We start from the raw sequence: 26,472 nt of genomic DNA, 5'->3' as shown, positions 1-26,472 counted from the left end.
CGGGTTGCGCAGGCGGCGATGCACCGAGACAATCCGCCAATGCACGAATCGCACCGCAATTGGTCTAGACATCCGCTTGTCATCTGCCCGCGCTAAGGTCGCCAGCATGGATACCAATCACGCATATCACCCCACCCTCGCCGGCCTGCGCGGCCGGCGCGTCCTGACCGCCAACGGCATCGCCCCGGCCGCCTTCGCCTTCCGCGATGGTTGCCTGGCGGCGCCCGCCAGTACGCCGGGAGGCGCCCTCGATGCGGGCGACCTGCTGGTGCTGCCCGGCATCGTGGATATCCACGGCGACGCCTTCGAGCGCGCGGTGATGCCGCGGCCCGGCGTCAGCTTCCCGTACACCAGCGCGCTGTTCGACGTGGATCGCCAGTTGCTCGCGCATGGCATCACCACCGAACTGCATGGCGTGACGCTGTCGTGGGAAGGCGGCTTGCGCGGCGAGGCGTACGCGCAACGCATGTTCGACGGCCTGGAACGCATGCGCGGCACGCTGGGCGCGCAGCACCACGTGCACCTGCGCTTCGAGGCGCACCACCTGGCCGGGCTGGAGACGGCCCTGGACTGGATCGATTCAGGCAAGGTGCGCTTCGTCGCCATCAACGACCACCTGCCGCTGATGGCGACCCGCATGCACGACGCCCGCAAGCTGGCGCAGTACGCGGACCGCGCGGAATGCGACCCAGCCACCTTCCGCCAACGGCTGGAACAGGCCGCCGCGCAAGCGGGCGCCGTGCCCGCCGGCGTGGCCCGGCTGATTGCCGCCGCCCGCGCCGCCGGCCTGCAGGTGGCATCGCACGACGACGGCGATGCCGCCACGCGCCAGGGATATCACCAGCAAGGCTGCACGGTGGCGGAATTCCCGCTCACCGTCGACGTGGCCCGCGCCGCCCGTGCCCTGCGCAACCACACCGTATTCGGCGCGCCCAACGTGATCCGCGGCGGTAGCCACACCGGCGCCCCGGACGCCACCGAGATGATCGCCGCCGGGCTGTGCGACGTACTGGCCTCCGACTACTACTACCCGGCGCCGCTGCAAGCGGCGTTCCGGCTGACGCAGCTCGGCGTGCTGCCGCTGCCGGCCGCCTGGGACCTGGTCTCGCGCAACCCCGCGCGCGCCGCCGGCATGAACGACCGCGGCACGCTGGGCCCCGGCCTGCGCGCCGACGCCATCATCGTAGACGACCACGATCCCGCCCTGCCGCAAGTCTGCGCCGCCATCGTCGGCGGCGTATTGCGGCACGCCACCCGCGCCTTCCCGCTGGTGTTGTCCGGCGACGAACGGCGCGCCGCCTGACCGTTTCCCATGATGCCAAGCACCGCACCAAACCCAATGTCCCGGGCCTATCGCTACGCCATCTACCTCCATCCCGCCGCGCCGTTCCGGCAGGTGGGCGCGCAGTGGCTGGGCCGCTGCGCCGACACGGGCGCAGCCATCGCACGCCCCGCGCGGGAAGATGCCCGCATTGCCTGCTGGACCGAAGCACCCGCCTACTATGGCCTGCATGCCACGCTCAAGGCACCGTTCCGCCTTGCGGACAGCCAGACGCCAGCCGGGCTCGACGCCGCCATGCGCGCCTTCGCCCTGGACCGCCAGCCCTTCGCCGTTCCGCTCGCCCTGCAGAACCTGCGCGGCTTCCTGGCCTGGTGCCTGGGCGGCGACGCAAGCGCCAATGCGCGCATGCACGCCCTGGCGGACGCCGCTGTACGGGAACTGGACGACTTCCGCGCGCCGCCCACCAGCGCTGAACTTGCCCGCCGCAATCCCGCGCAACTCAGCGCGGCGTCCCGGCGCATGCTCGACGCCTGGGGCTACCCCTACGCATTCGAAACCTTCATATTCCACATCACGCTGACCGGCATGCTGGACGAAGCCGAACAAGCCGAAGCCATCGCCATGCTGCAAGCCGCCAGCGGCACGCTCCTGCAAGCGCCGATGCCCGTACGCGATGTCAGCCTGTTCGTGCAACCGGCACCGGATGCGCCCTTCATGGCGGCCCGCCACTACGGCTTCGACGGCAGCATCACCGACGCCGCCGGCGCGGCCCTGCTGGAAACCGCGGCATGAACATCCACGCAACAGGCACCGCCGCCCGGGCCGACATGCCCGGGGCACCGGCTCAAGCCGCCGGCGGAAGCCGGCTGATCTACCTGATGGGCCCTTCCGGCAGCGGCAAAGACTCCTTGCTGCGCGTCTTGCGCGACAAGCTGCAGGACGATGGGCGCGTACGGATAGCACAGCGCTACATCACCCGCGCCAGCAGCGCCGACGAAGCCTGCATCGCGATCACCCAGGCCGAGTTCGAGCGGTGCGCCGCGCAACGCGGCTTCGCGCTGCACTGGCGCAGCCACGGCCTGTGCTATGGCATTGGTATCGAACTCGACGCCTGGCTGGCGCAAGGCCTGTGCGTGGTCGTCAACGGATCACGCGAACACCTCGCCGCCGCTCACGCCCGCTACCCCGCCCTGCACGCGGTACAGATCAGCGTGCGCCTGCAGGTACTGGGAGAGCGCCTGCGCCTGCGCGGCCGCGAGGACGAGCAAGCCATCGTCCGGCGCCTGCAGCGTGCCGGCGAACCCTTCGCCGTGCCGGCTGGCTGCCGGCTGACGGTGATCGACAACAGCGGCGCGCTGGAGACGGCGGCGCAGGCCTTGCTGCGGCTGACACGCGAGGGTGGACACGGGGGGAAGGCCGGGCTGACCGTGGCCGGGCGATCCTGATCCCGGACGTCGCCGCCGCGCGGCAAGCCGCCCGGCTATGCCGACGCCGGCAGCCCGATGCTAAAACTGATGCCGTGCTCGGTGAATCCAAGCTGCCGATAGAACTGATGGGCCTGCAGGCGCCTGGCGCTGGACGAAAGCGCCAGCTTGGCGGCGCCCGCCTCCTCCGCCAGCCGCATGGCCGCTCGCATCATGGCCGAACCGACGCCGGTGCCGCGCGCGGCGCGGGCCACCACCACGCTTTCCACGATAGCCTCGCTGCGCCCGTCATGCGCCAGCACCGGGAAGATCAGCAGGCAGAACGTGCCAAGCGGTTCGCCGGAAGCCGCCAGCATCAGGTAGCAGCGATAGTCAGGCATTGCCTTCAGTTGCGCAAACAACGCGCGCATGCGGGGCAGTGGCAGCGGTGCCTCGCCATCCATCTCGGACAGCAAGGCGGCCACCTGCACGAGTTCGGTATCGGTGCCGGTGACTTCGCGCAGGGCCAGGCCGCCGGCTTCCCGGCTTTCTTCTTGGGCGTTCATGGGCCGGCAGTTCAGGAAATGCGCCGGATGCAGCGCGACACCATCGGCAGGTAGTACTCCAGCGGCGGCGTCGCAAGGCCCACGACCTTGGCAAGATCGTCGTAGCGGCGCAGGCGCACCGCGTCCGGGCCATGCGGATGCGCGATGAAGGCTTCGGCTTGCGCCGCATCGTAGGGTCCGCCCTGCAAGGCGAGGCTATGCAGCGAGGCTGGCGACAACGTTGCCTGGTAGCCCGGATCGATGGCGCACAGGTAGCGCTTGGCCGCCACGTGCAGGCGCACCGGCTCGGTCACGGCGGGCCCGAAGCCGACCCCCAGCAGATCGGCACCCACCTCCTGGTGCCGCATGTCGGTGGTGCCGTCCTCGGACATCACGAGATGGCCGAGATCGTGCAGCAGGCTGGCCACGATCAGCGATTCGGGATCGCCGGCCTGCTCGGCAAGTTGCGCGCATTGCAGCGCGTGCTCGGTCTGCGTGATGGCCTCACCGCCGTAGAAGGCGGTGCCGTGGCCCGAGAAGAGTATTTCGATGCGGCGCAGGATCGTCATGAAGATTCAGGGATGGTGGCGTGCTTGAGTGGCTGGCATACGAGGCAGGCTGATGCCCGCGTCACACAAGCGCCTTGCGGATGCGCGCCGACAGCAAATCGATGACCGTGACAAAGCCGACGATGATGATGATCACCGCGCAGGTCTCGGCATACTGGAAACTGCGGATGATCTCCCACAGCACGGTACCGATGCCGCCCGCGCCGACGATGCCCAGCACCGTGGCCGAACGCACGTTGGATTCAAAGCGGTACAGCGCGTATGAGATCCACAGCGGCAACACCTGGGGAATCACGCCATAAACAATCTCCTCGATCGCGCTGGCGCCGGTGGCGCGCACGCCTTCGACCGGGCGCGGATCGATCGCCTCCACCGCTTCCGAAAAGAGCTTGGCGAGCACGCCGGTGGTGTGCACCCAGAGAGCCAGCACGCCAGCGAACGGCCCCAGCCCCACCGCCACGATAAACAGCATGGCGAACACCATCTCGTTGATGGCGCGGCAGGCATCCATCACGCGCCGCATCGGCTGGTAGACCCAGGCGGGCACGATGTTCGAAGAACACGCCAGGCCCAGCGGCACGGCAAACACAATGGACAGGAAGGTGCCCCAGATCGCGATCTGGACGGTCACCAGCATCTCGTCCAGGTAAATGCGCCAGTCGCGGAAGCTGGGCGGAAAGAAGTCGGCGGCGAATTTCGCCATATTGCCGGAATCCTTCCACAGGTCGAACGGGCGCATGTCGGCGCCCTGCCACGACATGGCCAGCAAGGCGAGCACCACCGCCCAGACGAACAGGACTGGCAGGCTGGCCCGCGGCGGGCGGCCGGCGCGAGACGGAGTGGCTGGAGGCATGGTGGTGTTGACGGAAGGCAGCATGGGGGAAACAAAGACAACGGTGGGTACAGCGGCAAATACGATGAAGCGGCAGTAGCAAGCAGCAAGGGCAGCACGCAGCAGCAGCGGATACGTGGCGGCCCACCCCAAGCATCGGGACGGGCCGCGCGATCGCGCCCGGCGGACTGCTTTGCGCTTACTGCGCGCTGGCGGCGATCTTGTCGAGTTCAGCCAGCTTGCTGCTCAGGTCGGCAAGGCGTTTTTCCTTGTCGGCGGCGGCCAGCGTGGTATCGGTCTCGATCTTGGTCTTTTCGCGGGCGAGCTCGATCTGGCGGATCGGCACCAGTTGCGCGTCGTTGGAAGCGCGGAAGCCCTGATACGTCAGCTTGGCCAGGTTTTCCTTCTCGCGCGCGGCGTCCGTGCCCTTGCCGTAGTTGACGAAGAAGGTCTTGACCTTGGCCTTGACGTCGGCCGGCAGGTCCTTGCGGTAGACCAGCGGGTCCGCCGGGATCAGCGGCGACTTCCACAGCACGCGCACCTGGTCATAGGCGTTCTTGCCCGTATTGATGCGGTAGCGCTCCATGTTCTCGGTGTTGTTCACCGCCACGTCGACCTGCTTGTTCAGCACCGACAGCAGGTTGGTCTCGTGATTGCTCACGCGCACCGTCTTGAAGAACGTCTTCGGCTCGATCTTGTGGGCAGCCCACAGGTAGTGGCCGGGCACGGCGGTGCCGGAGGTGGAGTTCGGATCGCCCGCGCCATAGCTCAGCGACTTGCCTTGCTTGAGCACATCGTCAAGCGTCTTCAGGTCGCTATCCTTGTTGACGATCAGCAGCGACCAGTAGCCGGGGTTGCCATCCTTGTCGATCACCGAAGCGAAGACCTCGCCGTTGGCGCGGTCCACCGCCTCGATGGCGGACTTGTTGCCGAACCAGGCGATCTGCACTTTGTTGAAACGCATGGCTTCGATGATGCCGGCGTAGTCGGAAGCGAAGAACGGCTTCACCTGTACGCCCAGTTGCTTGCTCAGGTCATCGACCACGGGCTGCCAGGCGGATTTCAGGTTGGACGAAGTCTCCGTCGAGATAAAACCCATGTTGAGGACTTTGCCCTCCTGGGCGAAAGCGGGAAACGAGAGCGCGCCCGCGGCGCTCGTGACGATCAGGGCAAAAAGGGTTCTGCGCAGCATAAGGGAACTCCGGGGTAAAGCCTTGTTGAGGGCCTTGTTGGGGGTGCTTGCGGAAAAAAACTTGACAGAGAATCCGGGAAAATCAGGCTGCCGCGAGGCCGCCGGGCATCATGGCGGGAGGCGCCGCATCCAGCCCTGCGCCCTCGGGCAGCAGTTCGGCGGCTTCGGTGCCGTAGAGGTCTCGCAGCATGCCCGGCGTCAGCGCCGCCGAGGGGCCGTCGTAGACCACCTTGCCATGCCGCAGCGCCACCACGCGCGGGCAATAGCGCATTGCCACGTCCACCTGGTGCAGCGACACCACCACCGCCACCTTGCGCGTGCGGTTGATCTGCGCCAGCAACGCCATGACGCGCCGCGCCGATTCGGGATCCAGCGAAGCGATCGGCTCGTCGGCCAGGATCACCCGCGCGTTCTGCACCAGCGTGCGGGCGATCGCSGCGCGCTGCTGCTGGCCGCCGGACARSGTSGAGGCMCGCTGAAACGCATAGTCGTCTATACCAACCTGGGCAAGCGCATCGAGCCCGGCGTCGATCTCTTCGTTACGGAAAAAGCGAATCAGGCTGCGCCACAGCGGAACGCGCGGCAGCATGCCGGTCAGCACGTTCGTGATCACCGGCAGGCGTCCCACCAGGTTGAACTGCTGGAACACAAACCCGATCTCGGCGCGCGCGCCGCGCACATCGGGGGCCAGCCGGCCGCCTTGCTGGATGGTGCGGCCGTTGACCAGCACCTCGCCAGCGCCAGCCGCATCGGCTGCGACAAAGCCCGCTACATGGCGCAGCAAAGTGGACTTGCCCGAGCCCGAGGCGCCCAGCAGGGCAACCATCTCACCGGGCGCAACGGCAAGGCCAACGTTATCCAGCGCCTTGCGTCCCGCCTGGAACGACTTGGACAGGCCGCGCACTTCAATCGCATGCGTCATCCCACTCTCCTTGCATCAACAGTGAGCGCATTCTGGGTGGTGCCGATGACAAAACGATGAAGGTTGTGAGGCAATTGCGAATCGGACCGGATAAGCATCGCGCCTTGCCGGCGCACGGCCTGCCACGCGGGCGGGCTCAGGCCCGGTTTGACTCCGCCGAAATGTTACACAAACCAGACATTATCCCTGCCAATACCCCACGAAACGGGTATCGCCGCGAAGACGAAGTTAATCGTAAGGCATTTATAATCTGGCCCGCTTTTCCAAAAATGCACCAAACGGAAGAGACCAGAAACAAAACCAATAACAAGGAAAGGGAAGAAGAATGAAAGGGATGCAAAAACTGATCGCAGGCATGGCGATTTCCGCCTTGCTGGCGGCTTGCGGCGGCGGTGGGGACGGCGGCACCGCCAGTCCCCTCTCCGTAGGCGCGACATCGGACGGCGCCAAGTCGACCTTGGTTGCCGCGGGGCAGTCGGCCAGCCTTACCGTGGAGTCCGGCAAGGAGGTGAAGCTGGACGCCAACCAGGCAGTCACCTGGACCGCCACGCCGAGCAAGACCACGATCTCGTCACCGGCAATCACCGAGCAGTCGTGGAAAGCCGCGCTGACGAGCCCCGAAGGCGGTACCGTCACGCTCAAGGCCGTTTCCGTAAGCAACCCGGCCAATTCCGCCACCATCACGATCACGGTCCCGCCGCATCGCTATGCCGCCATTGCACCCAGGGTCGGTGAAGCCATCACGTTCAACGAATCCAACCTGCTGTTGAACGGCACCACGGTGACGAAACCCCTTACCTATACCACCACCGTCATCGCCAACGGCATCGCAACGCTCGTGGCCACCGATGCAACAAACACTGTCGTCGAGACCTACACGCAGGATGGCGACCGCAACCGCCTGACCCGGTCGCGCCCCCCCGGCACCAACCAGTGCACCTACGCGCCGAAGCGTGACCTGTACAACTTCCCGTTGTACGTGGGCAAGACCTGGAGCCCTGCCTGGACGCTGAACTGCGCGCTTGGCTACCACGAAACGGCCGCCGTGAATGCCGTGGTGGAAGGGTTCGAACAACTCAGCACGCCGGCGGGCACCCTCGACACCCTGCGTATCCGCTATGTCGTCGCCTATACGAACTCGAATGATGTCAATTTCGCCACCTATAGCGAGAACGACGTCTGCTGGTGGTCGACCAAGTTCGGACGTGCGGTGAAGTGCCAGTTCGACTACACCTACCCGGCCGGCATGGCGGACCTCACCTACAAGAAGACCTACACCCAAGTCGCCGCAAGCGTATCGCCTTGATCCTCGCCCCCGGCCGGCGTCAGCGGATACGCTGGCCGGTCGCTACGGGCGCCCCCCGGCGCCCCTTGCCTCCCGGTGTCCCCTCCTTGCAGGATGTAGGACGGCTCCCGCCTTCCTGCCGGCACGCACACCCTGGACTCGATGCATCGTTGTTCCAGGCGAAGTGCAGCCGACCGCCAGCAGTATCACCCCCGCGCCCCCTGCCGCCCCCGCACCGCCCGCCACGCACTCGCCACCACCAGTGAACCCAGGCCGAGCGCGAGACCTAGCAGCACGATGGCGCTCATATGGTCGCGCACCAGCGGCACATTGCCAAAGAGATAGCCGCCGGCCAGCAGCGAGATCACCCACACCGCCGCACCGGCGCCAGCCGCCAGCACAAAGTGCGCTACCGGCATGTCGGACACGCCCGCGACAAAGGGCGCGAAGGTACGCACCACAGCGACGAAGGGCGACAGCAGCAGGGCCAGGCCGCCATGCCGCCGACAGAAGGCCTGCGTCTTGCGCAGCGCGTCCTGGTTGATCCAGCGGTAGCCGCCGGCAAACACGCGCGTCCCGATGGTTTTGCCGATGGCATAGTTCAGCAGGCTGCCAGTGACCGCGGCGATCAGCAGCAACGGCAGGAGCACCCACAGACTCAACGCCCCCGAAGCGCAGAACGCGCCGCAGATGAACAGCAGCGGATCGCCCGGCAGGAAGAACAGCGGCAACAGGCCTATCTCGCAGAACACGATGGCGAACAGGATGCCGTAGACCAGGAGGCCGTACTGCGCGATGGCGGGACCGAGATACTGATCGAAATGCAGCAGCAACGGCAATATTTGCGTTGAATTCATGCTCGCCCCGACTCTCAAAGCTGTGCTTACAGTGTAGGCGTGGGCTAGCCGGCGGGTAGCCGGTCCGGGCGGCGCTACATCTGCAAGCGAATTCGCCTGCGCAGGCCCGGTCCTTTCCCTCGCGCCCGCATCTGCGTAATATCCGCTCAAGCAACCCTTGGAAATGCCATGTCAAGCTCCCAAGCCACCGCCAGGATCGGCCCGGCCGACGCCAACTACCTCGTTCACCTCCAGGCTGGCAGCCACGCACTCGTCGGCGACGAATCCGCCGGGCTGGGCGGCACCGACCAGGGTCCGCCGCCCTTCGCCTTCGTGCTGTCCGGGCTGGTATCGTGCACGGCCATCACGCTGAAGATGTATATGCAGCGCAAACAATGGCCCGTGGCGGACGTGGAAGTCACCGCCGTCTTCCAGGGCAAGGACGAGGCGCGCTTCATCCGGCGTGAAGTCCGGGTGATCGGCGCCGAACTGGGCGAGGCCGAACGCAAGCGGCTCGCCGAGATCTGCGAGCGTACGCCGGTGACGCTGTTCCTGAAGGCGGCATCGCGAATCGAGACCACCCTCCTCTGAGGGCCGAAAGGAGCGGCCGCACGGGCCGCCCCCGCGCTGCCTAACCGGCCGCCGTCTCCGCCTCGTGCGTCCGCACCATCACCTCCGAATGCAGCGTCCGGTGCACCGGGCATTTATCCGCAATTTCCAGCAATGCGGCGCGCTGGGCCTCGTCCAGCGGACCGCGCATGGTGATCTCCCGTTCGATCCAGTCGATCTTGCCTTCGGTGGTCGAGCACTCCGCGCAATCGGCCGCGTGGATCTTCTCGTGGCGCAGGGACACGGCCACATGTTCGAGCGGGAAGCCCTTGCGCTCCGCATACATGCGCATCGTCATGGCCGTGCACGCACCAAGCGCGGCCAGCAGCAGGTCGTAAGGCGCCGGCCCGCCATTGAGCCCGCCGAAAGAAACCGGCTCGTCGGCAAGCAGGTGATGCGGCCCGGCGGTGATACGCTGCTGGTACTTGCCGGCGTGGTTTTCCTCCACGCGCACCAGCCCCTCTTCCGCCACGGCGGCCGGCACCTCTTCCACATTGATATCGAGGTAGCGCTGGCTCCATGCGGCAATCGTGTTGGCCACGTAGACGGCATCTTCCTTGCGCGTCAGCAGGTGATCGGCGCGATCCAGGGAGACAAAGCTCTTGGGATGCTTCGCGGCGATGAAGATCTGTGTGGCGTTGTCGATGCCAACCGTATCGTCCTGCGGCGCGTGCATGACCAGCAAGGCCTTGCGCAGCCTGGCCACGCCGTCGAGCAGTCTCTGCTCCGCCACATCCTCGATGAACTGCCGCTTGATCCTGAACGGGCGCCCGGCAAGACTGACCTCGGCCTCGCCGTCGGCTTCGATGCGCGCAGCCTGGTCCTTGAACAGGCCGACGACATGGCTGGGATCGCTTGGCGCGGCAATGGTGACAACCGCCTTGGCCTCGGGGATGCCGAGCGCGGCGCTGAGAATGGCCGCGCCGCCCAGGCTATGGCCGATCAGCAGGGCTGGCGCGCGGTGATGTTGCCGGAGATAGTCCGCCGCCGCCAGCAAGTCGGCCACATTGGACGAGAAATTGGTATTGGCGAAGTCGCCGCCGCTGCCGCCAAGACCGGTGAAATCGAAGCGTAGGACAGCGATGCCGTGTGCGGTCAGCGCCTGCGCGATGCGCGTTGCCGCCAGCACGTCCTTGCCGCATGTGAAGCAATGGGCGAACAAGGCAAAGGTCCGGACCGGGCCAACGGGCAAGTCCAGCCGCGCGGAGAGTTGCTGGCCGTCACTTCCCGGGAACTGCAGGCGCTGTGCTTCCATTGATGTCCTCATGCATGATGCAAGCTGTACGAGGTTCCCACTCTAGCCAAGTTTGCCGCCGGGTGCCACTGGCGCCGCATGACCGTCGGCGCACAACGCACAACAGCCTTGTGGAGGCTTGCCAGCGTCCGGCTTTCCGATGTACAAAATGCAATGCGCCCCGCGCGGGTGGGCAGATCAATCGGATCTCTTGCCCGTCTCCCTCAGGCACGCGCCTTGTCCCTGCCCTTCAACGCACTGCGCAGGTAGTCGGCCAGCGCCACCACATTACCTGGCGTGGCGGGCTCGCGTTTCCATACCAGGCCAACATCCATCGACGGTACCTTGTCGGCAATCGCGCGCCGCACGATCCGCTGCCCTTCGAGCGACCAAGGCCGGTAAACCAGATCGGACAGGATAGCGATGCCGCGCCCGGCCGCGACCAGGCTGCGCACCGCCTCGATCGAGCAGCTCTGGTAGCGCACCTGCGGTGCCAGGCCATATTGCCCCCAGTACTTGCCGACGGTGGCGATATGCTCGTCCATGTCGAGCAGGATGTAGTCGTGCCGTGCCACGTCCGCCAGGCCGATGCGGTCCGCCATCATCAGCGGATGCTCGGGATGGCCCCATAGCTGCCGCGGCGAGCGCAGCAGCGTTTCGCAAGCGACGTGGTCGAGACCGGGCAGGTTCGAGACCAGCAGCAAGGCAATATCGATCTCGCCGGCCAGGACGCCGCGTTCGATGTCATGCCGCTCCCGCTCGAGCACTTCCAGCCGGAGCCCGGGGAACTTTCGCTCGATCGACGCCAGCAAGCCGGGCAGCACATAGGCCGTGATGGTCTCTGTCACACCCACGCGCACCGTGCCGGCGATCTCCACCGGGGCCACGCTCACGGCTTCCACCGCGTCCAGCACCGCATCCTCGATCTGCTGGGCATGCCGGAGAAAGCGCGTGCCGGCGTCGGTCAGGCGGACGCCGCCAGCATGGCGCGTGAACAACTGTGCGCCCACCGCTTCCTCCAGCGCCTTCAGGGATGCCGTCATCGACGACTGCGACACATGGCAGCGAAGTGCGGCACGCGACACCTGCCCGGTCTCCGCGATGGCCACGAAATGCTGCATTTGCTTCAAAGTCGGGATCATCGATTTTTACGATATTACTGTGTCGAAATTATGAATTAGAAATACCTCCACATGCTAGCTAGCATCCGGTCAGGAGACAAGATGCGGTGACACTCATGACAAAGGAAGACAAACGCGGCTACTGCACGTTGTGCCGCTCACGATGCGGCACGGTGAACGTGGTGGCGAATGATGCGCTGATCGAAGTCCGCCCCGACACCTCGCACCCCACGGGCAAGGCGATGTGCATGAAGGGCAAATCGGCGCCGGAACTGGTCCACAGCGCGGACCGCCTCCTTTATCCGATGCGGCGGACCAACCCCAAGACCGATGCGGATCCCGGCTGGCAACGCATTTCGTGGGAAGAGGCCCTGTCCGAAGTGGCGCGGCGGATGCTCCAGGCCCGGCGCGACGGCGGCGCCGAGTCGGTTGCGTTTGCCGTCACCACGCCGAGCGGCACGCCGCTGTCCGACAGCATCGACTGGATCGAGCGGTTTATCCGGCTATTCGGCAGCCCCAACACCTGTTACGCCACGGAAATCTGCAACTGGCACAAGGACTACGCGCACGCTTTCACCTTCGGCTGCGGCATGCCGACCGCGGACTACCGCAATGCCAACCTCATCGTGCTGTGGGGCCATAACCCGACCAACACCTGGCTGGCGCAGGCCGAGGCGATTGGCGCCGGCAGGGCCGCCGGCGCCAAGCTGCTGGTGGTGGACCCCAGGGAAACGGCGCTGGCCGGCCAGGCGGAGCAATGGCTGCGCGTGCGGCCGGGGACGGATGCCGTGCTCGCCATGGCAATCGCCAACCTGCTGATCGAGGCGAATGCGTTCGATCTCGCCTTCGTGCGTCAATGGACCAACGGCCCCTTGCTGGTCCGCAACGACAACGGGCGCTTGCTGCGGGGCCGCGACGTGGGGCTCGCCGATGGCGAGGCCTGCCTGGTATGGGATGCCTGCGCCGGACAAGTCCGGCCGTCATCGGCGCTGGCCGGGCGGGATTTCGAGCAGGTCGCGCTGCGGGGGACGTTCGAAGTGGGCAATGCCAACCGGCCGGGTCCCCCCACCCTCGCCTGCCGGCCCGCCTTCGACCTGTATGCAAGCGAATGCGCCCGCTATCCGGCGGACGTTGCCGCGGCACTCACCTGGGTGGCGGAGGCGGAGATCCGCCATGCAGCCAGCCTGTTCGGCGCGGCTGAGCGCGTGGCCTATCACGCGTGGTCCGGCGTCGGCCAGCATGACAATGCGACCCAGACGGACCGGGCGATTGCCTGCCTCTACGCCTTGACAGGCAGCTTCGACAAGCAGGGCGGCAATCGCATTTATCAAAAGCCGCCGTACAACCCCGTCAGCAGCTTCGGCCTCTTGCCGCCGGAGCAAAAATGCAAGGCGCTGGGCTATGAGGCGAGGCCGCTCGGCCCGCCCGCGCAAGGATGGGTCACGGCGCGCGACTTGTATCGGGCCATCCTGCACGCGCAACCTTACGCCGTGCGCACCCTGGTTGCCTTTGGCACCAATCCCCTGCTGTCGCAGGCCGACGTGGAAGACGGCGCGCGCGCCCTGCGCAGCCTGGACTTCTACGTACATTGCGACCTGTTTGAGACACCCAGCGCCCGCTACGCCGATGTCTTGCTGCCGGTCAACACACCATGGGAGCGAGAAGGCCTGCGCATCGGCTTCGAGATCTCCGCCGAGGCCGAACAACTGGTGCAGTTGCGCCAGCGCATGGTGTCGCCGCGCGGCGAATCGCGCGCGGACAACGACATCGTGTTCGACCTGGCTGTGCGGCTGGGCATGTCGGAGGCCTTCTTCGGTGGCAGCCTGGAAGCGGGGTGGAATCATATGCTGGCCCCTTGCGGCCTGACGGTGGGCAAGTTGCGCGAGCAGCCGGAAGGCATCCGCGTGCCGGTCGCCGACGTGGAGCGCAAGTATGCGCGCAGGCCACGCGATCGTGCCTTCAATACGCCGACCGGGCTGGTGGAGCTATATGCCGAGCAGCTCCTGCGCCACGGCTATCCGCCCTTGCCACGCCCGGACCAGTCTCCTATGGATGCCGAGGACGCTTCGGGCGACGCCTTCCCGTTCGTGCTGACCTCGGCCAAGAGCGGCTACTACTGCCACAGCCAGCATCGCGGCCTGCCCTCGCTCAGGCGCCGTGCGCTCCAGCCCGAAGCGGAGATCCCTGCCGCGCTGGCGGCCGCGCGCGGCATAGTCAGCGGCGATGCGATCCGGGTGAGYACAGCCGTCGGCAGCGCAAGGTTTATCGCCAAGGTCAGGGAAGGCCTGCATCCGCGCGTGGTGGTCGGCGAGTTTGGCTGGTGGCAGCGCTGCGACGCGCTTGCGCAACCCGCGCTGGCTGTCTCGGGACAGGGCAACAGCAACTACAACGGCCTGATCGCCGCTGACAGCATCGACCCCGTCAGCGGCTCCGTGCCGCTGCGCGGCTACCGCTGCAACGTGGAGCGCGATCCCGGCGTCGATGTGGGGCGGCGCAGGTGGGACGGATATCGCGCCTTCCGCGTCGCCAGCCTGGTGAAGGAAGCCCGCGAGGTCACGTCGGTATTTCTGGAACCCGCCGATGGCGGCGGCCTGCCGGACTTCCAGCCCGGCCAGCATGTGACGATCAGGCTGACGATGCCGCCCGCCGGCGAGGAGATCGTGCGCTCGTATTCGCTCACCGGCCCGGCCCTCGTGCCGGACCGGCGCGGCTACTCCATCTCCGTGCGCCGCGCGGTGGGCGTGTCGGAAACCGGCGAGACTGTATTCGGGCGCGCCTCCTCGCATATCAACCTGTGCCTTGCGGCCGGCGATACGGTCTGGCTGCGGGCGCCGTCCGGCACCTTTGTCATGCCGCTGCATACCCGGCGGCCGCTGGTGCTGCTGGCCGGCGGGATCGGCATCACGCCGTTCGTCTGCCTGCTCGAATCGCTGGCCAGCCTCGCCGATCCGCCGAAGATCCTGCTCCTTTACGCGAACCAGAATGGCCTTGCCCATGCATTCCGGTCACGCATCCGGGCACTACGGCAAACCCTCCGGGGGCTGGAAGTCGTCGACTTCTACGACCGTCCGGCGGAATGCGACGTGCCCGGGGTCGACTACGACATAGCCGGACGCGTCAGCGCCGACCATGTCCCGGCACGCCTGCTTGCCCAGCGTCCCCTGGTCTATATGTGCGGCCCCGCGCCGATGATGAGCGCTTTCGCCGATGCGCTGGCTGCCCGCGGCGTGCCCCGCTCCGACATCCTCCGGGAAGTGTTCCGCTCCCCCGAACGGACGGTGGCCGGGACCGGCCAGCAGTTCAACGTGGTGTTCGCCAGGTCCGGCATGTCCAGCACCTGGCGCTCGGCGGACGGGCCTTTGCTGGGCTTCGCCGAAAGACTCGGCCTGGCATTGCCCAGCGGGTGCCGGGTCGGCCAGTGCGAAAGCTGCGCGGTACCCATCGTGTCGGGCCGCATCCGGCACCTGCACGGCGAGGATCCCGACGATGCCGGCGTGTGCCTGGCGTGCCAGGCCGTTCCGGCCAGCGACATCGTGCTGAATGCGTGATCGCGATTGCCGGCGCCTGCCTTATTCCAACCCCCACCCAAGCCACTATGTTGATACTGGACTCCGACACCACCCGTGCCCTGCTGCCGTTCGAGAATCTCGTGCCCGCGCTGCGCGCGGCGTTTATCCGGGGCTGCGAAGTCCCGCAGCGCCACAGCCATGCCATTGATGCGGACGGAACCATGCTGCTGATGCCCTCCTGGCGGGGCGGCGCCTACCTTGGCGTGAAGACCGTGACGATCTACCCCGGCAACACGGCGAAAGGCCTGCCGGGCTTGTACTCGACCTACCTGCTGCACGACGCGCGCACCGGCAAGCCGCTGGCCATGATCGACGGCAACGAGATCACGTCCAGGCGCACCGCCGCCGCGTCGGCGATGGCGGCCTCGTACCTGAGCCGCAAGGATGCGTCGTCGATGCTGGTGCTCGGCTCGGGCCGGGTCGCCAGCCTGCTGCCCCATGCCTATCGCGCCGTCAGGCCAATCGGGCGCGTTGCCGTCTGGGACATTCATGCGCCGCAAGGCGAAGCGCTGGTGGCACGGCTGCAGGCCGACGGCTTCGACGCGCGCTTTGTCCCGACGATCGCCGCCGCCTGCGAAGACGCAGACATCGTGACCGCAGCCACGCTCTCCACCGCGCCCCTCGTGCATCGCGCGTTCCTCAGGCCCGGCACCCACCTGGACCTGATCGGCGGCTTCACGCCAGCCATGCGCGAGGCCGATGACGGTTGCTTCGATGCGGCTTCCGTCTTCGTCGACACGGGCGAGGCCGTGCTCAAGGCCGGCGACCTGCTGCACCCGATCGAGGCCGGCGTGCTCGACGCGGCCGACATCCGGGCCACGCTCGCGGACTTGTGCCAGCGGCGCCATCCCGGCCGCGTGGACGACGCGGAAATCACCGTCTTCAAGGCTGTCGGCACCGCGCTGGAAGATCTCGCGGCGGCCGTCATGGCCTATGAAGGATTCAAGGGCTCGCAAGGCGCCACGCCGAGCGCAGAAGCCATGTCAATGTAAGGAGACAGCAATGAAAAGCACCCCCCTATCGCTGGACGCGGCGGACCATCCAGGCCGCGGCGGACTCGAACGGCTGGCCGTCAAGGTCACCGACTGGTCCGAGCGCTGGTTCCCCGATTCCTATATCTTTGCCGCCATCGCGGTGATCGTCGTGGCAATCGGCGCAATGGCGGCCGGCGCGCCGGCGCAAAGCGTGGCGCAAGCATTTGGCGACGGCTTCTGGAGCCTGATCCCGTTCACCATGCAGATGGCGGTGGTGGCCATCTCCGGGTATGTGGTGGCGGCTTCGCCGCCTGCTTCGCTGCTGATCCGGCGGCTCGCCGCCCTGCCCAGGACGGCGCGGGGCGCCATCGCCTTCGTCGCGCTGGTGAGCCTGCTGACTTCCCTGCTCAACTGGGCCATCAGCCTGATCCTAAGCGGACTGCTGGTGCGGGCCATCGCAAGGCGCAGCGGACTGCGCGTGGACTACCGCGCGGCCAGCGCGGCGGCCTACCTGGGGATGGGGGCCACCTGGGCGCTGGGCCTGAGTTCTTCCGCCGCGCAGTTGCAGGCCAATCCCGCCAGCCTGCCCAAATCCCTGCTCGATATCACCGGCGTGATCCCTTTCTCCCAGACCATCTTCCTGTGGCAGTCGATGGCGATGACGGCGGTGCTGATCGTTGCGTCATTGCTGGTGGCATATTTCTCCGCACCGGCGGGAGACCGCGCGCGCACCGCGCAGGACATGGGCGTAGATCTCGATGACGCCGGCGATGGCATCGGCCGTCCCACGCGTCCCGGCGAATGGCTGGAGTACAGCCCCTTGCTGACCTTGCTGATCGTGGCGCTGGGCGCGGGATGGCTGGTCCGCGAGTTCACCACCAAGGATCCTGTCCTCGCCATCTCCAATCTCAACACCTACAACTTCCTGTTCCTCATGCTGGGAATGCTGTTGAACTGGCGGCCCAAGCGCTTCCTGCGCGCCGTGGCCAAATCGGTGCCCTCCACCGCCGGCGTGCTGATCCAGTTTCCGCTGTATGGCGGCATCGCATTCATCCTTACCAAGGCTGCCGGCATAGACGGCACTACCCTTTCGCACCACCTGGCGTCGGCCTTTGTCTCGGTCGCCACCAGGGAATCGTTTTCCGCCGTCATGGGCGCGTACTCCGCCGTGCTCGGCTTCTTCGTGCCGTCGGGCGGTGGCAAATGGGTTATCGAAGCGCCCTACGTGATGCAGGCGGCAAACGCGCTGCAGGTCCACCTGGGCTGGGCGGTGCAGGTGTATAACGCCGCGGAGGCGCTGCCCAACCTGATCAACCCGTTCTGGATGCTGCCGCTGCTCGGCGTGCTGGGGATCCGGGCCAAGGACGTGGTGGGCTTTACCTTCACCCAGCTGCTGGTTCACACGCCGCTTGTGCTGTTCATGCTCTGGGCATTTGCTTCGACGCTGCCTTACCGCCCGCCCGTGATGCCTTGATGCGTACAGGCTCCGCCAAGCCGCGGAGGCCGGAGGCGGCCCCTGTTCAACCGGATATGCCGGTGCCTCCGGCGCATTGCCCGGTTGAGTCTGGCCATCGGGGAGTCCATGCTTCGCAACGGCGTCTGGCGGCGCTGGCGCCATCGCGCCCGGCCCCCTGGGTTCAGCCCGGTTGCGGCTTGCGATGGTCATCCCGGTTTAAGATGGTGGTTTCCGGCCGGCCTTGCCGGCCCGGACTTCACCCCCACCACTCTGCAAACTGACACATGAAGAAAATTGCCCTGCTACTTGCCGCCCTGGGAATGGCCTCCGTCGCCCACGCAGCCGCTCCGGCCGTGGAAACCCTGCCGTCCGGCATGTCCATCGAGCAAATCGTCAAGGGCACCGGCGCCACGCCGAAGGCGTCGGACACGGTAAAGGTGCACTACCGCGGCACGCTGACCGACGGCACCGAGTTCGATAGCTCGTACAAGCGCGGCCAGCCGATCTCGTTCCCGCTGAACCGCGTCATCCCCTGCTGGACCGAAGGCGTGCAGAAGATGCAGGTCGGCGGCAAGGCCAAGCTGGTCTGCCCGGGCCCGACCGCCTATGGCGCGCGCGGCGTGCCGGGGACGATCCCGCCGAATGCCACGCTGAACTTTGAAGTGGAGTTGCTCGGCATCGGCAACTGACGGAGGGCGGTTCCACAGTTTGACCAGGCCCCGGCAATCCCGCCGGGGCGCTGACGAACTGACGATTGCGAGCGAGTCGCCCGGGAAGATCGTGAAGAGCGTGAAGAGGCCGGGATGTGACCATCGCCAGCACGTGCTGCCGGATGAGCCAGGCGAATCATCGCTGTCGGATCGGGTTCGAGCCACTCGATCCGATCATGGCGAGGACGAACTCGACCCGCAGCTATCTGACGCAGCAATTCGCGGCGATCAACAACGCATCCGGCAAAAACGGACTTCGCGGCAGCGTGGCAACCCTATTCGTTTGTGCCGCCGGGCGCCATGGAGCGACGCTTCCGCGTCACCACAAGGGGCGCCTGGGTATTGCCGTCGGACGTCACGCGTGGCGTGCGCGGACCAACGCCCGGCATGCGCGGCCCGCTGCCTGGCGCACGCGCGCCGCCACCGCCACCGCCGCCTGGCGGCCGCGTGCCGGTGTCCAGCTGGATGGTCGATATGGCTCGCTTGTAGATGGTCTGCATGCCGCCAGGTGTGCTCAGCATCACCACGAAGGCGTCGAATGACTCGATCGAGCCGACGAGCCGGATGCCGCTGACCAGGTACACCTGCACACGCTTGCGCTCTTTGCGCGTTGTGTTCAGGAAGGAGTTTTGCGGGTTGGTATCGTCGAGCTGCATGTGAATTCAAAAATGGGGCAGGCGAAGCGCTGCGGGAAACTTGGGCTACTGCGGCGTTGCCTGGCCGGCGCCGGCGCACCACATCGGTGCTTGCACGCACATGCGCCATGTGCCGCGCACGCCGGAATGGCGCCGCGCCATCCTGGCCTGCATTAGCCATTCTAGCGCAAGCCGATCAGTCCCCCTGAAACCGATACGCTGCCCGCGCGGCGGCAGGGGCAAATCCGTATTGCGAATCGTTACCTGCTTGTCTATGCTTCGCAGTCACATATGACTAAGCGGAGGTCTTCCATGCAGCGTATTTGCCTGTTCCTGCTCGCTGGCGTGTTCTCAACGGGAGCAATCGCTGGTGCCAAGTGCGTCGCCCATCCCAAGGCCGAATGGATGAAAGAAGCCGACGCCAGGGCCAGGATCGAAGCCCAGGGCTACACCATCAAAAAGTTCAAGGTGGACGGAAACTGCTACGAGATCTACGGCACGACGAAGGAAGGCAAGAAGGCCGAGATCTACTATGACACCAAGACCCTCGATGTCGTGAAATCTGAAATCGAGAAGTAACGGCAGTCTCAGACGTGCACGCCATGATGACCGGCGCTGCGTCGATTCGCGTTTGGGATATTGCCGTGCGCCTGACGCACTGGAGCGTGGCCGCGCTTGTGCTGCGGGACCTGGTCGAGGACTCCGGCGGCCCGTCGCACCGCGCCGTGGGCTATGTTGCCGCCGGGCTGGTCCTGTTCCGGATCCTGTGGGGTTTCATCGGCAGCGAGCCTGCCAGGTTTTCCGCGTGGCTGCCCACGCCCTCCCGCCTGCTGGCCTACCTCAAGGCACTGATTGCACACCGCCCGCCCCGGTATCTGAGCCACACCCCGCTCGGCGCGATGATGATGATCACCATGTGGGCCATCATCATCGCGCTCGCCGTGACGGGCTGGATGTCGAGGCTGGACGCCTTCTGGGGCGAGGATGGACCGAAGGACGTGCACGAGTTGCTGGCGGACGCCCTGATGGTGCTGATCGTCATACACCTCATTGCCGCCGTCGCGATGAGCATGGCTCACAAGGAGAATCTCATCGCCGCCATGCTGACCGGCAACAAGCGGCGCGATGGCGGCACTTGAAGGTGCCGCGGCAGCATGTCAGCATTGTCGCGATACGGGTCTCCCGCCAGCCATTGCGATTCGGCTTGGCCCGTGCCGATGCGCGGCTTCCAGGAGAGCGGCAATTCTGCCAAATTCCTGCCTGCGCGCGCCGATAACACATACATCACACAGTGATACAAATTGGAGTTACCTCGGGCTTGTCACGAGAACGTTCAAGCTGGTAGCATCCCGCAACTAGTTGCATCGTATCAGCAGTGGGTGCTGACGCGCGGCATCAACAAAGTGCCAGAGCTGCCCGGCAGCCTCATCGAGCACTGACCGGAGACTGTTTCATGCTTACCCACGTCTATCTCCGTTCGGCGTCCCAAGCCGACATCGAGCCGATGACTTCGTTGCTGGCAAAATGCGGCCTAGCCACGGAGGACGTAACGGAGATTCTCGACAGCTTCCAGATTGCGCTTTGTGACGGTCGTATCGTTGGCTGTGCTGCAGCGGAGCGCCGTGGACACTCAATTGTCATCCGGTCCGTGGCAGTGGAGTCCGGCTATCGAGATAGAGGCGTCGCGAGCCGCCTCGTAGAAAAACTTCTCGTGCGCGCCCGCGGCACCGAAGTCCGACATGCTTTTCTCTTGTCCGCATCGGCCCCCTCCTATTTCGCGCGCTGGGGTTTCTGCCACATCCCGTTTGATAAAGCGCCGCCTGAAGTCCAAGCCTCACGGGAATTCAGTAATGCTGCGCAAAGCTCAGCGCTATGCATGTACTGCGAGCTCAGGTAGGCATGGCCTGACGCGTGAAGGCCCTTGCCTCGCTTACTGCCCCTGTAGGCGCTTCTTGCCAGAAGAAAATCCAGTGCACGTTCGCCACAAAAATACCCGCGTCGCCGGAAACCGGTGGCACGGGTGGCAGCAGGACTATATCGCCAGCCCATGCAGAATTGAGAGTTCCTAATCCGCGAATTAAACGGATTTTTCCTGCTCATCTCTTGACCATTGTGACCCTCACCACCCATGGCATGGCAGGTGGCGGGCAAGTTGTCATGACACAGCGCTAAGGTTAACCCGCGCCCCACTGATATCCGTCTTTTTCGGCACTCGCCTGACTCCAAATTGTCATCAAGGTCCCGTTAAATACGCGAGCGGTTACCGCAGTAGCATCGGCGAATTCATCGCCGCTACTGGCGAGCCAGACTCCGGCATGTTTGCCAAAACTAAAAAGAACGCCCGTTCGCTAGATACCGCCAAGCAGAACGAGGCATAGCAATATTTGAAGGTCAATATGCATCAAGCTCTCGCTTCTCCCATGGCCACGAACGACGCGTCGCTACCCGGCGCTGGCAGTGGGAGAAGGACTCGCTGGACCGTCTCGGCCGGCATCAAGGCCCTGCGCCAGGAAGCGGCAAGCCTGCGCGCAACTGCTCAGGCAAGGATGACCCTGGCCGGCACTTGTGTTGCGCTCTGTGAACCTGGCGACTTGCTGCAGCGGGCCGCGATTCTCGACAGGGGCGCCGACGTTCTGGCGCTGACCGACTGGACCTGAGTCAGTTCGCTTTCTTTATCGTCGCCCGGGCAGTAAGCGATGGTGCCGCGAGGCCATACCACGCGCTCATCTGCATACCCTTGATGCCGTGTTCGGTGAAGATCGGGACCTCGGGGAACAACCGAAGACGCCTCTCCGCAGCGACCGCGATAGCGCGGACTTTTCCACGTCGGATATATGGGACGGCCCCGGTGTCGAACAGATATGAGAGCTGTCCGGCCATGACATCAGAGATGGCTGGGCCACTACCTTTGTAGGGCATGTGGATGACGTCGATGCCGGCAATGGACTTGAACAGTTCACCTGCCAAGTGAGCCGATGCGCCAATGCCGCCCGAACCATGGGAGAGCTTTCCTGGTTTTGCTTTGGCAGCATCGACGATGTCTTTCGGTGACTTGAATGGCGATGCCGCAGGCAATGCTACAAAGCGCTGCCACATCGGTGGGGCAGGCCCGACGCCCACTATCTATGCTGCCCTTGCAGTCTCCCCGCCACGCGTGCTATGGTGCGGCTTCCAGGAGAACGAAGCGCCCTCCGCCATAGCAGGTTGGGCGCTTCTACCGAAGGCGTACCCCTGAAACGCTTACGGGTCGGCTAAATCGCCTACTCGCCTGGCAAACCCGCGCCAGCGCTGGCTTTCCCGGCTGCGGCTGCTACATGAGACTGCTACATTTTCGTCTCGGAGGCAGCATGGCACACCCCTACCTCACCACCCGCAAGACGACGCGCCAGCTCTACTTCCGGCGAGCGGTACCCAGCGATTTGCACGCCATCCTGCCCCGCGAAATCTGGATAAGTCTGGCGACACCTTGCCGGCGCACTGCGCTGACACGGCTGCCGAGGGCAGCCATGTGGTTTGAAGAAACGCTGGAACAGGCGCGACGCCGGCTCGGGGGCGGGCTCACGGGTAGCTGGACACCCGGCCCGGAAAGCGGCCTACGTCAGCCCCGCAGCGCGGCGCCCCCGCCTCAGCCATGGCCCGACGCAGAGCGATGGCTTGACCCTAATCTGGCCGCATGGGAGACACGCCTCGACGCGATAGCGACCCAGGCAGCGCCGGCGCCACCGAGACTCCCCCCAGCCGGGCCCGAGGATACCTGGCCCACCGTGTTGGCATCCTGGCATCAGCTGCGCGCCCCCGCCGACAGAACCTTCGCGGCGGCCGCCAGCGAAGTGGCCCGCTTCATCACCCTCACGGGCGACAAGCCAGTAACGCATATCACCTTCGCCGACGTCGAGCACTACAAGCGGCACTGCCAGGAGGAACTTGAGCTCTCCCTGGCCACTATCAACAAGAATCTGTCCACGCTGTCGGGCATCCTGGGCAGCGCCATCCGCGCGCATCTGGGTAGCCTGACCACCAATCCCTTTGCGGGCGGCAAATACGCAAAAAAGGCAGTCACCAAGGGCCGGGCACACCGCCGCGACGCATATTCACCGGAAGAGCTAACCCTGTTGTTGCACTCCCCGGTGTTCACCACCGGCCTGCGCCCCCAGGCGGGCGCGGCGGAAGCGGCATACTGGCTGCCGCTACTCGGATTGATGACGGGGGCGAGACTCGAAGACCTGTGCTCGCTGCGACCTTGCGACATCGTGCAACGAGAGGGCGTCTGGTGCGCGCATCTGCACGACGCAAAACGCGAAAAACGCCTGGGCCTGCCCGACATCAAACGCCATGTGCCGCTGCACGCGGCCCTGGGGTTCCTGTCGTACGTGCAGCAGCTACGCGCGCTCGGGCCCTCGGGTCGCCTGTTTCCCGCCTTGCGTGCGGATAAATGGGGGCTCCACGGCAAGATTTTCGGCGGCTGGTACAACCGGTACCTCGACGCACTCGGCCTGGACGACCCCCGCCTGACATTTCACAGCTTCCGTCACACCTTCCGCGCGGCCTGTGAAGAATCRGGGATTAGCGGCGACATCGCAGAGGCCCTGATGGGCCGAGCCCCCGATGCGGACTACGGTCGTAACGAAAACGGTGAAAAACGGCTGTCCATCCCAGTGCTCGCCGCCGCCATCGCCAAGCTGCGCTTTGATGGCGTGGAGATGGCACACCTCTACGTGAACCCGGCCCCGATGCCCGGCTTGACTTGAGATGTGCTCCACCGCCATCGACCGGATTTGGCTGGCTTGGTCAATGCCCTTGGCAAGCGAAAGCCCCCCGGCCATCAGGTCGCTCGAACGCAGCGAAGTGCGCAGCAGGCCCGGCGCCACCGGTTAAACCCGACCACGGCCGCCATCGCAGGACGCGACAAGTCTCCCGCCGCGGTGGGCATCCCTGCGGCACAGAAGTCGGATACGCTCAAGCGGGCTCCCCCTGAAACGCTCCCGACCGGCCTAAAACGATTCTTACCTAAGCCCGGCCTAAATTAAAGGATTTGAACGCCTGGGTGCTACACGAGGCTGTTACATCAACCGTCTCGGAGTCACCATGTCGCACCCTTATCTCGCTACGCGCAAGAACTCGCGCAACCTGTACTTTCGCCGTGCCATTCCGGCAGAACTCCGCCCTATCCTGCAACGCCACGAAATCTGGATTAGCCTGAAGACACCCTGCCGCAAGACGGCCGTCACCCGGCTGCGGGAGGCCACGCGCGCATTCAACCAAACCCTTCAGCAGGCTCACGCCACGCTTCTTGGCCAGACCGCCGCTGATTGCCGGAACCACGTCCGTGGCGCAGCGTCGGGCGAATGGCTGTCCGATATCGACATTGATATCGACGTCGACGCCCTCACGCTCGAGCAAGTGGAAAGCCTGTTCGCGCGTTACCGCACCTGCGCGCTCGCCAACACAACGACAGAGCGCCAGGAACTGACGCCAGCGTTGATTGAACGCGTCGTCGAGCGTTACCGCGCCCATGCGCTTGCCAGTGAGGAGGAGCAGCGCCTGGGCATCAGCCCCGCCGAACTCGACGAGCGTCGTGCTCTCGCCACCCTCGCCAGGACACAAAGCGGCCTCGCCCGCGCCACGCGCGACGATGCCTATGTGGATGACCTGGCCCGCGATATCCTCAGCGCAGAAAAGCTGCATTTCGACCCCGCCAGTCCGACCTACAAAACGTTCCGCGCGGCGCTACTAAAGAACGAAGTCGAGACCTTGGACGAAGAACTTGCGCGACTTGCTGGCGACGGCCACGAGACGCCTCCGCTGTGGCCGCTAATCTCGCCGGCCGATACGTGGGAGGCAGCCTTCGACTCCTGGTGCGAAGGCCAGGCGCCGTCGGCGCGGTCGGTTGCCGCGGCAAGGAGCCTGGTCGAGTACTTCAAGAAGCTCACCGGGAAGGCACTGGCGGCACAAATCACGTTCGACGACATTGAAACGTACAAGCGCCGTTGCGCGGAAACCGTCTCGCTGGCGACCATCAACAAGAACCTGTCCATCCTCTCCGGCGTGCTCGGTCATGCTATCCGTGCACACCAGTGCTCGCTGCCATCGAATCCGTTCCAAGGCACCAAGTACTCCAAAAAAGCCGTGTTGAAAGGACGTCGAAGCCGTCGCGATGCATACACCGTGAGCGAGCTCAACTGCCTGCTGCGCTCGCCCGTCGTCATCGACGGAGTTCGTCCGCCTGCCGGCGCAGGCGAAGCCGCCTATTGGCTGCCACACTTGGGTTACATGACTGGGGCGCGCCTGGAGGACCTCTGCTCACTGCGGCCCGGCGATATCGTGCAGCGCGAGGGCGTCTGGTGCGCCCATTTGCACGATGCAAAACGCGAAAAGCGCCTGGGTATTTCTTCCATCATGCGCTATGTGCCCCTTCATGCGAACCTCCTCGCGATGGGATTCCTGGACTACGTGGAGCAGCGACGGATGGCGGCCCCAACGGAACGCCTGTTCCCGGCGTTGCGCCCGGATAAATGGGGAAACCACGGCAAATCCTTTGGCGCCTGGTTCAACCGCTACCTCGATGGTCTTGGCCTCGACGACCCCCGCCTGACCTTTCACGGCTTCCGGCACACGTTCCGCGCATTCTGCGAGGAATCCGGCCTCAGCCAAGCGGTCACCGATGCRCTGATGGGCAAGGCAAAGGACAACGACTATGGGCGAAACGAGGGCGGGGAAAAACGCCTACCATTCTCCGTCCTCGTTCAGGCGATGGAAAGGCTGCGTTTCCCAGGCGTCCGACTTGAACACCTGTGTGCGAACGCGTCCCGGAGCCCTTCGGAGAGCCAATGAGGGCCATGCGAAATAGCGGGAGCGCCGTGCAGGAAGTGCGAGCGAAAGAGGGCACGTTCCCCGATTTCTTTCGCTAACGCCGCTGCCTGCTTTGCGAACCGAATTCCTGCCCCTCGCGGCGCTCCGTCTCGGGAAAGTGTCTCCCCACGAAGCCGCTGGCATTTGACAATTTCCGCACATACAACAATTCCGCGACAAGCAACTCTGTCTCAACCCGCGGGCTATTACCGATATGAACGACCTCCTGGACCCCGCCATCCTCGGACGCATCGGCCTCGCTTACGATAAGAAGCCGAGCTTCGCCGAACGCGCTGCGCTCGCAGCGCTAACCCTGCCGAAGTTCTACAGCGGCAGCTTGCCGTTCGAACCGTTCTTGCTGAAGAGCAGCCTGTTCCGCCCAGGTTCGGGTTCGCGCACCCTCTATCCGACGTATACCGAACTGAGCACCTATGGCAACACGCATATCG

At 65.3% G+C, this 26,472-nt stretch carries 26 protein-coding genes and 1 pseudogene; 17 read left to right on the top strand and 10 right to left on the bottom strand.

The genetic code is table 11. From position 1 onward, the window contains the following. Positions 1–106: 106 nt before the first annotated feature. Genes AC1DN0_RS26070 through phnN form a run of 3 tightly spaced genes read left to right on the top strand, consistent with a single transcriptional unit; the run spans position 107 to position 2,727 of the window. Positions 107–1,303, top strand: coding sequence for an alpha-D-ribose 1-methylphosphonate 5-triphosphate diphosphatase (locus AC1DN0_RS26070; protein ID WP_441633582.1), 1,197 nt, complete (start codon positions 107–109; stop codon positions 1,301–1,303). A gap of 36 nt (positions 1,304–1,339) precedes the next feature. After that, positions 1,340–2,074: a DUF1045 domain-containing protein gene (locus tag AC1DN0_RS26065; protein WP_477111673.1), complete on the top strand. Its 735-nt coding sequence runs from the start codon at positions 1,340–1,342 to the stop codon at positions 2,072–2,074. A 35-nt stretch (positions 2,075–2,109) separates the two neighbouring features. Beyond that, positions 2,110–2,727, top strand: a complete 618-nt coding sequence (gene phnN / locus AC1DN0_RS26060; RefSeq protein WP_441633619.1) for a phosphonate metabolism protein/1,5-bisphosphokinase (PRPP-forming) PhnN — start codon at positions 2,110–2,112, stop codon at positions 2,725–2,727. A 35-nt stretch (positions 2,728–2,762) separates the two neighbouring features. Here the strand turns inward: phnN and AC1DN0_RS26055 are convergent, their stop codons facing one another. The 5 genes from AC1DN0_RS26055 to phnC form a co-directional block, all read right to left on the bottom strand. Beyond that, positions 2,763–3,251, bottom strand: coding sequence for a GNAT family N-acetyltransferase (locus AC1DN0_RS26055; protein WP_441633578.1), 489 nt, complete (start codon positions 3,249–3,251; stop codon positions 2,763–2,765). An 11-nt stretch (positions 3,252–3,262) separates the two neighbouring features. Then, positions 3,263–3,799, bottom strand: a complete 537-nt coding sequence (locus AC1DN0_RS26050) for a phosphonate degradation HD-domain oxygenase (RefSeq protein WP_441633576.1) — start codon at positions 3,797–3,799, stop codon at positions 3,263–3,265. Positions 3,800–3,860: 61 nt separating this feature from the next. Beyond that, positions 3,861–4,652, bottom strand: coding sequence for a phosphonate ABC transporter, permease protein PhnE (phnE, locus tag AC1DN0_RS26045; protein ID WP_035860758.1), 792 nt, complete (start codon positions 4,650–4,652; stop codon positions 3,861–3,863). A 178-nt stretch (positions 4,653–4,830) separates the two neighbouring features. Continuing rightward, positions 4,831–5,823, bottom strand: coding sequence for a phosphonate ABC transporter substrate-binding protein (gene phnD, locus AC1DN0_RS26040; protein ID WP_441633574.1), 993 nt, complete (start codon positions 5,821–5,823; stop codon positions 4,831–4,833). Positions 5,824–5,905: 82 nt separating this feature from the next. Beyond that, positions 5,906–6,745, bottom strand: coding sequence for a phosphonate ABC transporter ATP-binding protein (gene phnC, locus AC1DN0_RS26035; protein ID WP_441633572.1), 840 nt, complete (start codon positions 6,743–6,745; stop codon positions 5,906–5,908). A gap of 334 nt (positions 6,746–7,079) precedes the next feature. On the opposite strand from phnC, the gene AC1DN0_RS26030 reads away from it, so the two are divergent. Beyond that, positions 7,080–8,051, top strand: a complete 972-nt coding sequence (locus tag AC1DN0_RS26030) for a hypothetical protein (protein WP_441633570.1) — start codon at positions 7,080–7,082, stop codon at positions 8,049–8,051. Between the two features lie 185 nt (positions 8,052–8,236). On the opposite strand, the gene AC1DN0_RS26025 is transcribed toward AC1DN0_RS26030, so the two are convergent. Further along, positions 8,237–8,887, bottom strand: a complete 651-nt coding sequence (locus AC1DN0_RS26025; protein ID WP_441633568.1) for a VTT domain-containing protein — start codon at positions 8,885–8,887, stop codon at positions 8,237–8,239. Positions 8,888–9,055: 168 nt separating this feature from the next. Here AC1DN0_RS26025 and AC1DN0_RS26020 point away from each other — a divergent pair, with 168 nt between their 5' ends. Continuing rightward, positions 9,056–9,457: an OsmC family protein gene (locus tag AC1DN0_RS26020; RefSeq protein WP_441633566.1), complete on the top strand. Its 402-nt coding sequence runs from the start codon at positions 9,056–9,058 to the stop codon at positions 9,455–9,457. Between the two features lie 40 nt (positions 9,458–9,497). Here the strand turns inward: AC1DN0_RS26020 and AC1DN0_RS26015 are convergent, their stop codons facing one another. Together AC1DN0_RS26015 and AC1DN0_RS26010 are read right to left on the bottom strand one after the other, a co-directional pair. Continuing rightward, complete coding sequence (locus AC1DN0_RS26015; RefSeq protein WP_441633564.1) at positions 9,498–10,730, bottom strand: bifunctional alpha/beta hydrolase/OsmC family protein; 1,233 nt, start codon at positions 10,728–10,730, stop codon at positions 9,498–9,500. Between the two features lie 203 nt (positions 10,731–10,933). Continuing rightward, complete coding sequence (locus tag AC1DN0_RS26010; RefSeq protein WP_035871513.1) at positions 10,934–11,851, bottom strand: LysR family transcriptional regulator; 918 nt, start codon at positions 11,849–11,851, stop codon at positions 10,934–10,936. Between the two features lie 95 nt (positions 11,852–11,946). Between AC1DN0_RS26010 and AC1DN0_RS26005 the strand changes: the two genes are divergently transcribed. The 4 genes from AC1DN0_RS26005 (at position 11,947) to AC1DN0_RS25990 (ending at position 18,518) form a co-directional block, all read left to right on the top strand. Further along, positions 11,947–15,378 (top strand): molybdopterin-dependent oxidoreductase, encoded by a 3,432-nt coding sequence (locus tag AC1DN0_RS26005; protein WP_441633617.1) that lies wholly within the window; start codon positions 11,947–11,949, stop codon positions 15,376–15,378. A gap of 47 nt (positions 15,379–15,425) precedes the next feature. Continuing rightward, entirely contained in the window at positions 15,426–16,391 is a 966-nt protein-coding gene (gene lhpI, locus AC1DN0_RS26000) for a bifunctional Delta(1)-pyrroline-2-carboxylate/Delta(1)-piperideine-2-carboxylate reductase (RefSeq protein WP_441633562.1), read from the top strand. 10 nt (positions 16,392–16,401) lie between these two features. Then, positions 16,402–17,847: a short-chain fatty acid transporter gene (locus AC1DN0_RS25995; protein ID WP_441633560.1), complete on the top strand. Its 1,446-nt coding sequence runs from the start codon at positions 16,402–16,404 to the stop codon at positions 17,845–17,847. 266 nt (positions 17,848–18,113) lie between these two features. Then, positions 18,114–18,518, top strand: coding sequence for an FKBP-type peptidyl-prolyl cis-trans isomerase (locus tag AC1DN0_RS25990; RefSeq protein WP_035871523.1), 405 nt, complete (start codon positions 18,114–18,116; stop codon positions 18,516–18,518). A gap of 296 nt (positions 18,519–18,814) precedes the next feature. On the opposite strand, the gene hfq is transcribed toward AC1DN0_RS25990, so the two are convergent. Continuing rightward, the gene (gene hfq / locus AC1DN0_RS25985; RefSeq protein ID WP_477104316.1) at positions 18,815–19,195 is read right to left on the bottom strand and encodes an RNA chaperone Hfq; all 381 of its coding nucleotides are present in this window, start codon (positions 19,193–19,195) and stop codon (positions 18,815–18,817) included. Between the two features lie 291 nt (positions 19,196–19,486). Between hfq and AC1DN0_RS25980 the strand changes: the two genes are divergently transcribed. The 4 genes from AC1DN0_RS25980 to AC1DN0_RS25965 all read left to right on the top strand — a co-directional run bounded on the left by AC1DN0_RS25980 (position 19,487) and on the right by AC1DN0_RS25965 (position 21,831). Continuing rightward, on the top strand, positions 19,487–19,753 hold the full coding sequence (locus tag AC1DN0_RS25980; protein ID WP_276288488.1) for a PepSY domain-containing protein: 267 nt from the start codon (positions 19,487–19,489) through the stop codon (positions 19,751–19,753). Positions 19,754–19,776: 23 nt separating this feature from the next. After that, positions 19,777–20,313: a cytochrome b/b6 domain-containing protein gene (locus AC1DN0_RS25975; RefSeq protein WP_035871531.1), complete on the top strand. Its 537-nt coding sequence runs from the start codon at positions 19,777–19,779 to the stop codon at positions 20,311–20,313. Positions 20,314–20,627: 314 nt separating this feature from the next. Further along, positions 20,628–21,071, top strand: coding sequence for a GNAT family N-acetyltransferase (locus tag AC1DN0_RS25970; RefSeq protein ID WP_441634818.1), 444 nt, complete (start codon positions 20,628–20,630; stop codon positions 21,069–21,071). Between the two features lie 523 nt (positions 21,072–21,594). Continuing rightward, a complete protein-coding gene (locus AC1DN0_RS25965; protein WP_441634816.1) occupies positions 21,595–21,831 on the top strand; it encodes a hypothetical protein in 237 nt (78 codons plus the stop codon). A 1-nt stretch (position 21,832) separates the two neighbouring features. Here the strand turns inward: AC1DN0_RS25965 and AC1DN0_RS25960 are convergent, their stop codons facing one another. After that, a complete protein-coding gene (locus tag AC1DN0_RS25960; protein WP_441634814.1) occupies positions 21,833–22,270 on the bottom strand; it encodes a tripartite tricarboxylate transporter substrate-binding protein in 438 nt (145 codons plus the stop codon). A gap of 218 nt (positions 22,271–22,488) precedes the next feature. Here AC1DN0_RS25960 and AC1DN0_RS25955 point away from each other — a divergent pair. The 4 genes and pseudogenes from AC1DN0_RS25955 to AC1DN0_RS25940 form a co-directional block, all read left to right on the top strand. Beyond that, positions 22,489–22,704: pseudogene (locus AC1DN0_RS25955) on the top strand (DUF6538 domain-containing protein); the annotation flags it as partial. Between the two features lie 234 nt (positions 22,705–22,938). After that, on the top strand, positions 22,939–23,922 hold the full coding sequence (locus AC1DN0_RS25950; protein WP_441634828.1) for a site-specific integrase: 984 nt from the start codon (positions 22,939–22,941) through the stop codon (positions 23,920–23,922). Between the two features lie 337 nt (positions 23,923–24,259). Then, positions 24,260–26,005, top strand: a complete 1,746-nt coding sequence (locus AC1DN0_RS25945) for a DUF6538 domain-containing protein (protein WP_441634812.1) — start codon at positions 24,260–24,262, stop codon at positions 26,003–26,005. A gap of 232 nt (positions 26,006–26,237) precedes the next feature. Next, positions 26,238–26,472, top strand: a 235-nt coding sequence (locus tag AC1DN0_RS25940) for a hypothetical protein (protein ID WP_477146116.1), incomplete at its 3' end; no start/stop codon positions are given.

This window comes from Cupriavidus sp. 05N39 (assembly GCF_056397325.1).
Note: the sequence above shows the minus strand (reverse complement) of the source record. Positions and strands in the feature narration are given on the sequence as shown.

Bases quoted from the DNA above. Each gene is read 5' to 3' on its own strand.
- phnE (WP_035860758.1), bottom strand. From the start codon at position 4,652: ATGCCTCCAGCCACTCCGTCTCGCGCCGGCCGCCCGCCGCGGGCCAGC.
- phnN (WP_441633619.1), top strand. From the start codon at position 2,110: ATGCCCGGGGCACCGGCTCAAGCCGCCGGCGGAAGCCGGCTGATCTAC.
- AC1DN0_RS26055 (WP_441633578.1), bottom strand. From the start codon at position 3,251: ATGAACGCCCAAGAAGAAAGCCGGGAAGCCGGCGGCCTGGCCCTGCGC.
- AC1DN0_RS25995 (WP_441633560.1), top strand. From the start codon at position 16,402: ATGAAAAGCACCCCCCTATCGCTGGACGCGGCGGACCATCCAGGCCGC.
- AC1DN0_RS26050 (WP_441633576.1), bottom strand. From the start codon at position 3,799: ATGACGATCCTGCGCCGCATCGAAATACTCTTCTCGGGCCACGGCACC.
- phnD (WP_441633574.1), bottom strand. From the start codon at position 5,823: ATGCTGCGCAGAACCCTTTTTGCCCTGATCGTCACGAGCGCCGCGGGC.
- AC1DN0_RS25975 (WP_035871531.1), top strand. From the start codon at position 19,777: ATGATGACCGGCGCTGCGTCGATTCGCGTTTGGGATATTGCCGTGCGC.
- AC1DN0_RS26070 (WP_441633582.1), top strand. From the start codon at position 107: ATGGATACCAATCACGCATATCACCCCACCCTCGCCGGCCTGCGCGGC.
- AC1DN0_RS26025 (WP_441633568.1), bottom strand. From the start codon at position 8,887: ATGAATTCAACGCAAATATTGCCGTTGCTGCTGCATTTCGATCAGTAT.
- AC1DN0_RS26015 (WP_441633564.1), bottom strand. From the start codon at position 10,730: ATGGAAGCACAGCGCCTGCAGTTCCCGGGAAGTGACGGCCAGCAACTC.
- AC1DN0_RS25990 (WP_035871523.1), top strand. From the start codon at position 18,114: ATGAAGAAAATTGCCCTGCTACTTGCCGCCCTGGGAATGGCCTCCGTC.
- AC1DN0_RS25970 (WP_441634818.1), top strand. From the start codon at position 20,628: ATGCTTACCCACGTCTATCTCCGTTCGGCGTCCCAAGCCGACATCGAG.
- AC1DN0_RS25980 (WP_276288488.1), top strand. From the start codon at position 19,487: ATGCAGCGTATTTGCCTGTTCCTGCTCGCTGGCGTGTTCTCAACGGGA.
- AC1DN0_RS26010 (WP_035871513.1), bottom strand. From the start codon at position 11,851: ATGATCCCGACTTTGAAGCAAATGCAGCATTTCGTGGCCATCGCGGAG.
- lhpI (WP_441633562.1), top strand. From the start codon at position 15,426: ATGTTGATACTGGACTCCGACACCACCCGTGCCCTGCTGCCGTTCGAG.
- AC1DN0_RS26020 (WP_441633566.1), top strand. From the start codon at position 9,056: ATGTCAAGCTCCCAAGCCACCGCCAGGATCGGCCCGGCCGACGCCAAC.
- AC1DN0_RS25960 (WP_441634814.1), bottom strand. From the start codon at position 22,270: ATGTGGCAGCGCTTTGTAGCATTGCCTGCGGCATCGCCATTCAAGTCA.
- AC1DN0_RS25965 (WP_441634816.1), top strand. From the start codon at position 21,595: ATGGCCACGAACGACGCGTCGCTACCCGGCGCTGGCAGTGGGAGAAGG.
- AC1DN0_RS26065 (WP_477111673.1), top strand. From the start codon at position 1,340: ATGTCCCGGGCCTATCGCTACGCCATCTACCTCCATCCCGCCGCGCCG.
- AC1DN0_RS26030 (WP_441633570.1), top strand. From the start codon at position 7,080: ATGCAAAAACTGATCGCAGGCATGGCGATTTCCGCCTTGCTGGCGGCT.
- hfq (WP_477104316.1), bottom strand. From the start codon at position 19,195: ATGCAGCTCGACGATACCAACCCGCAAAACTCCTTCCTGAACACAACG.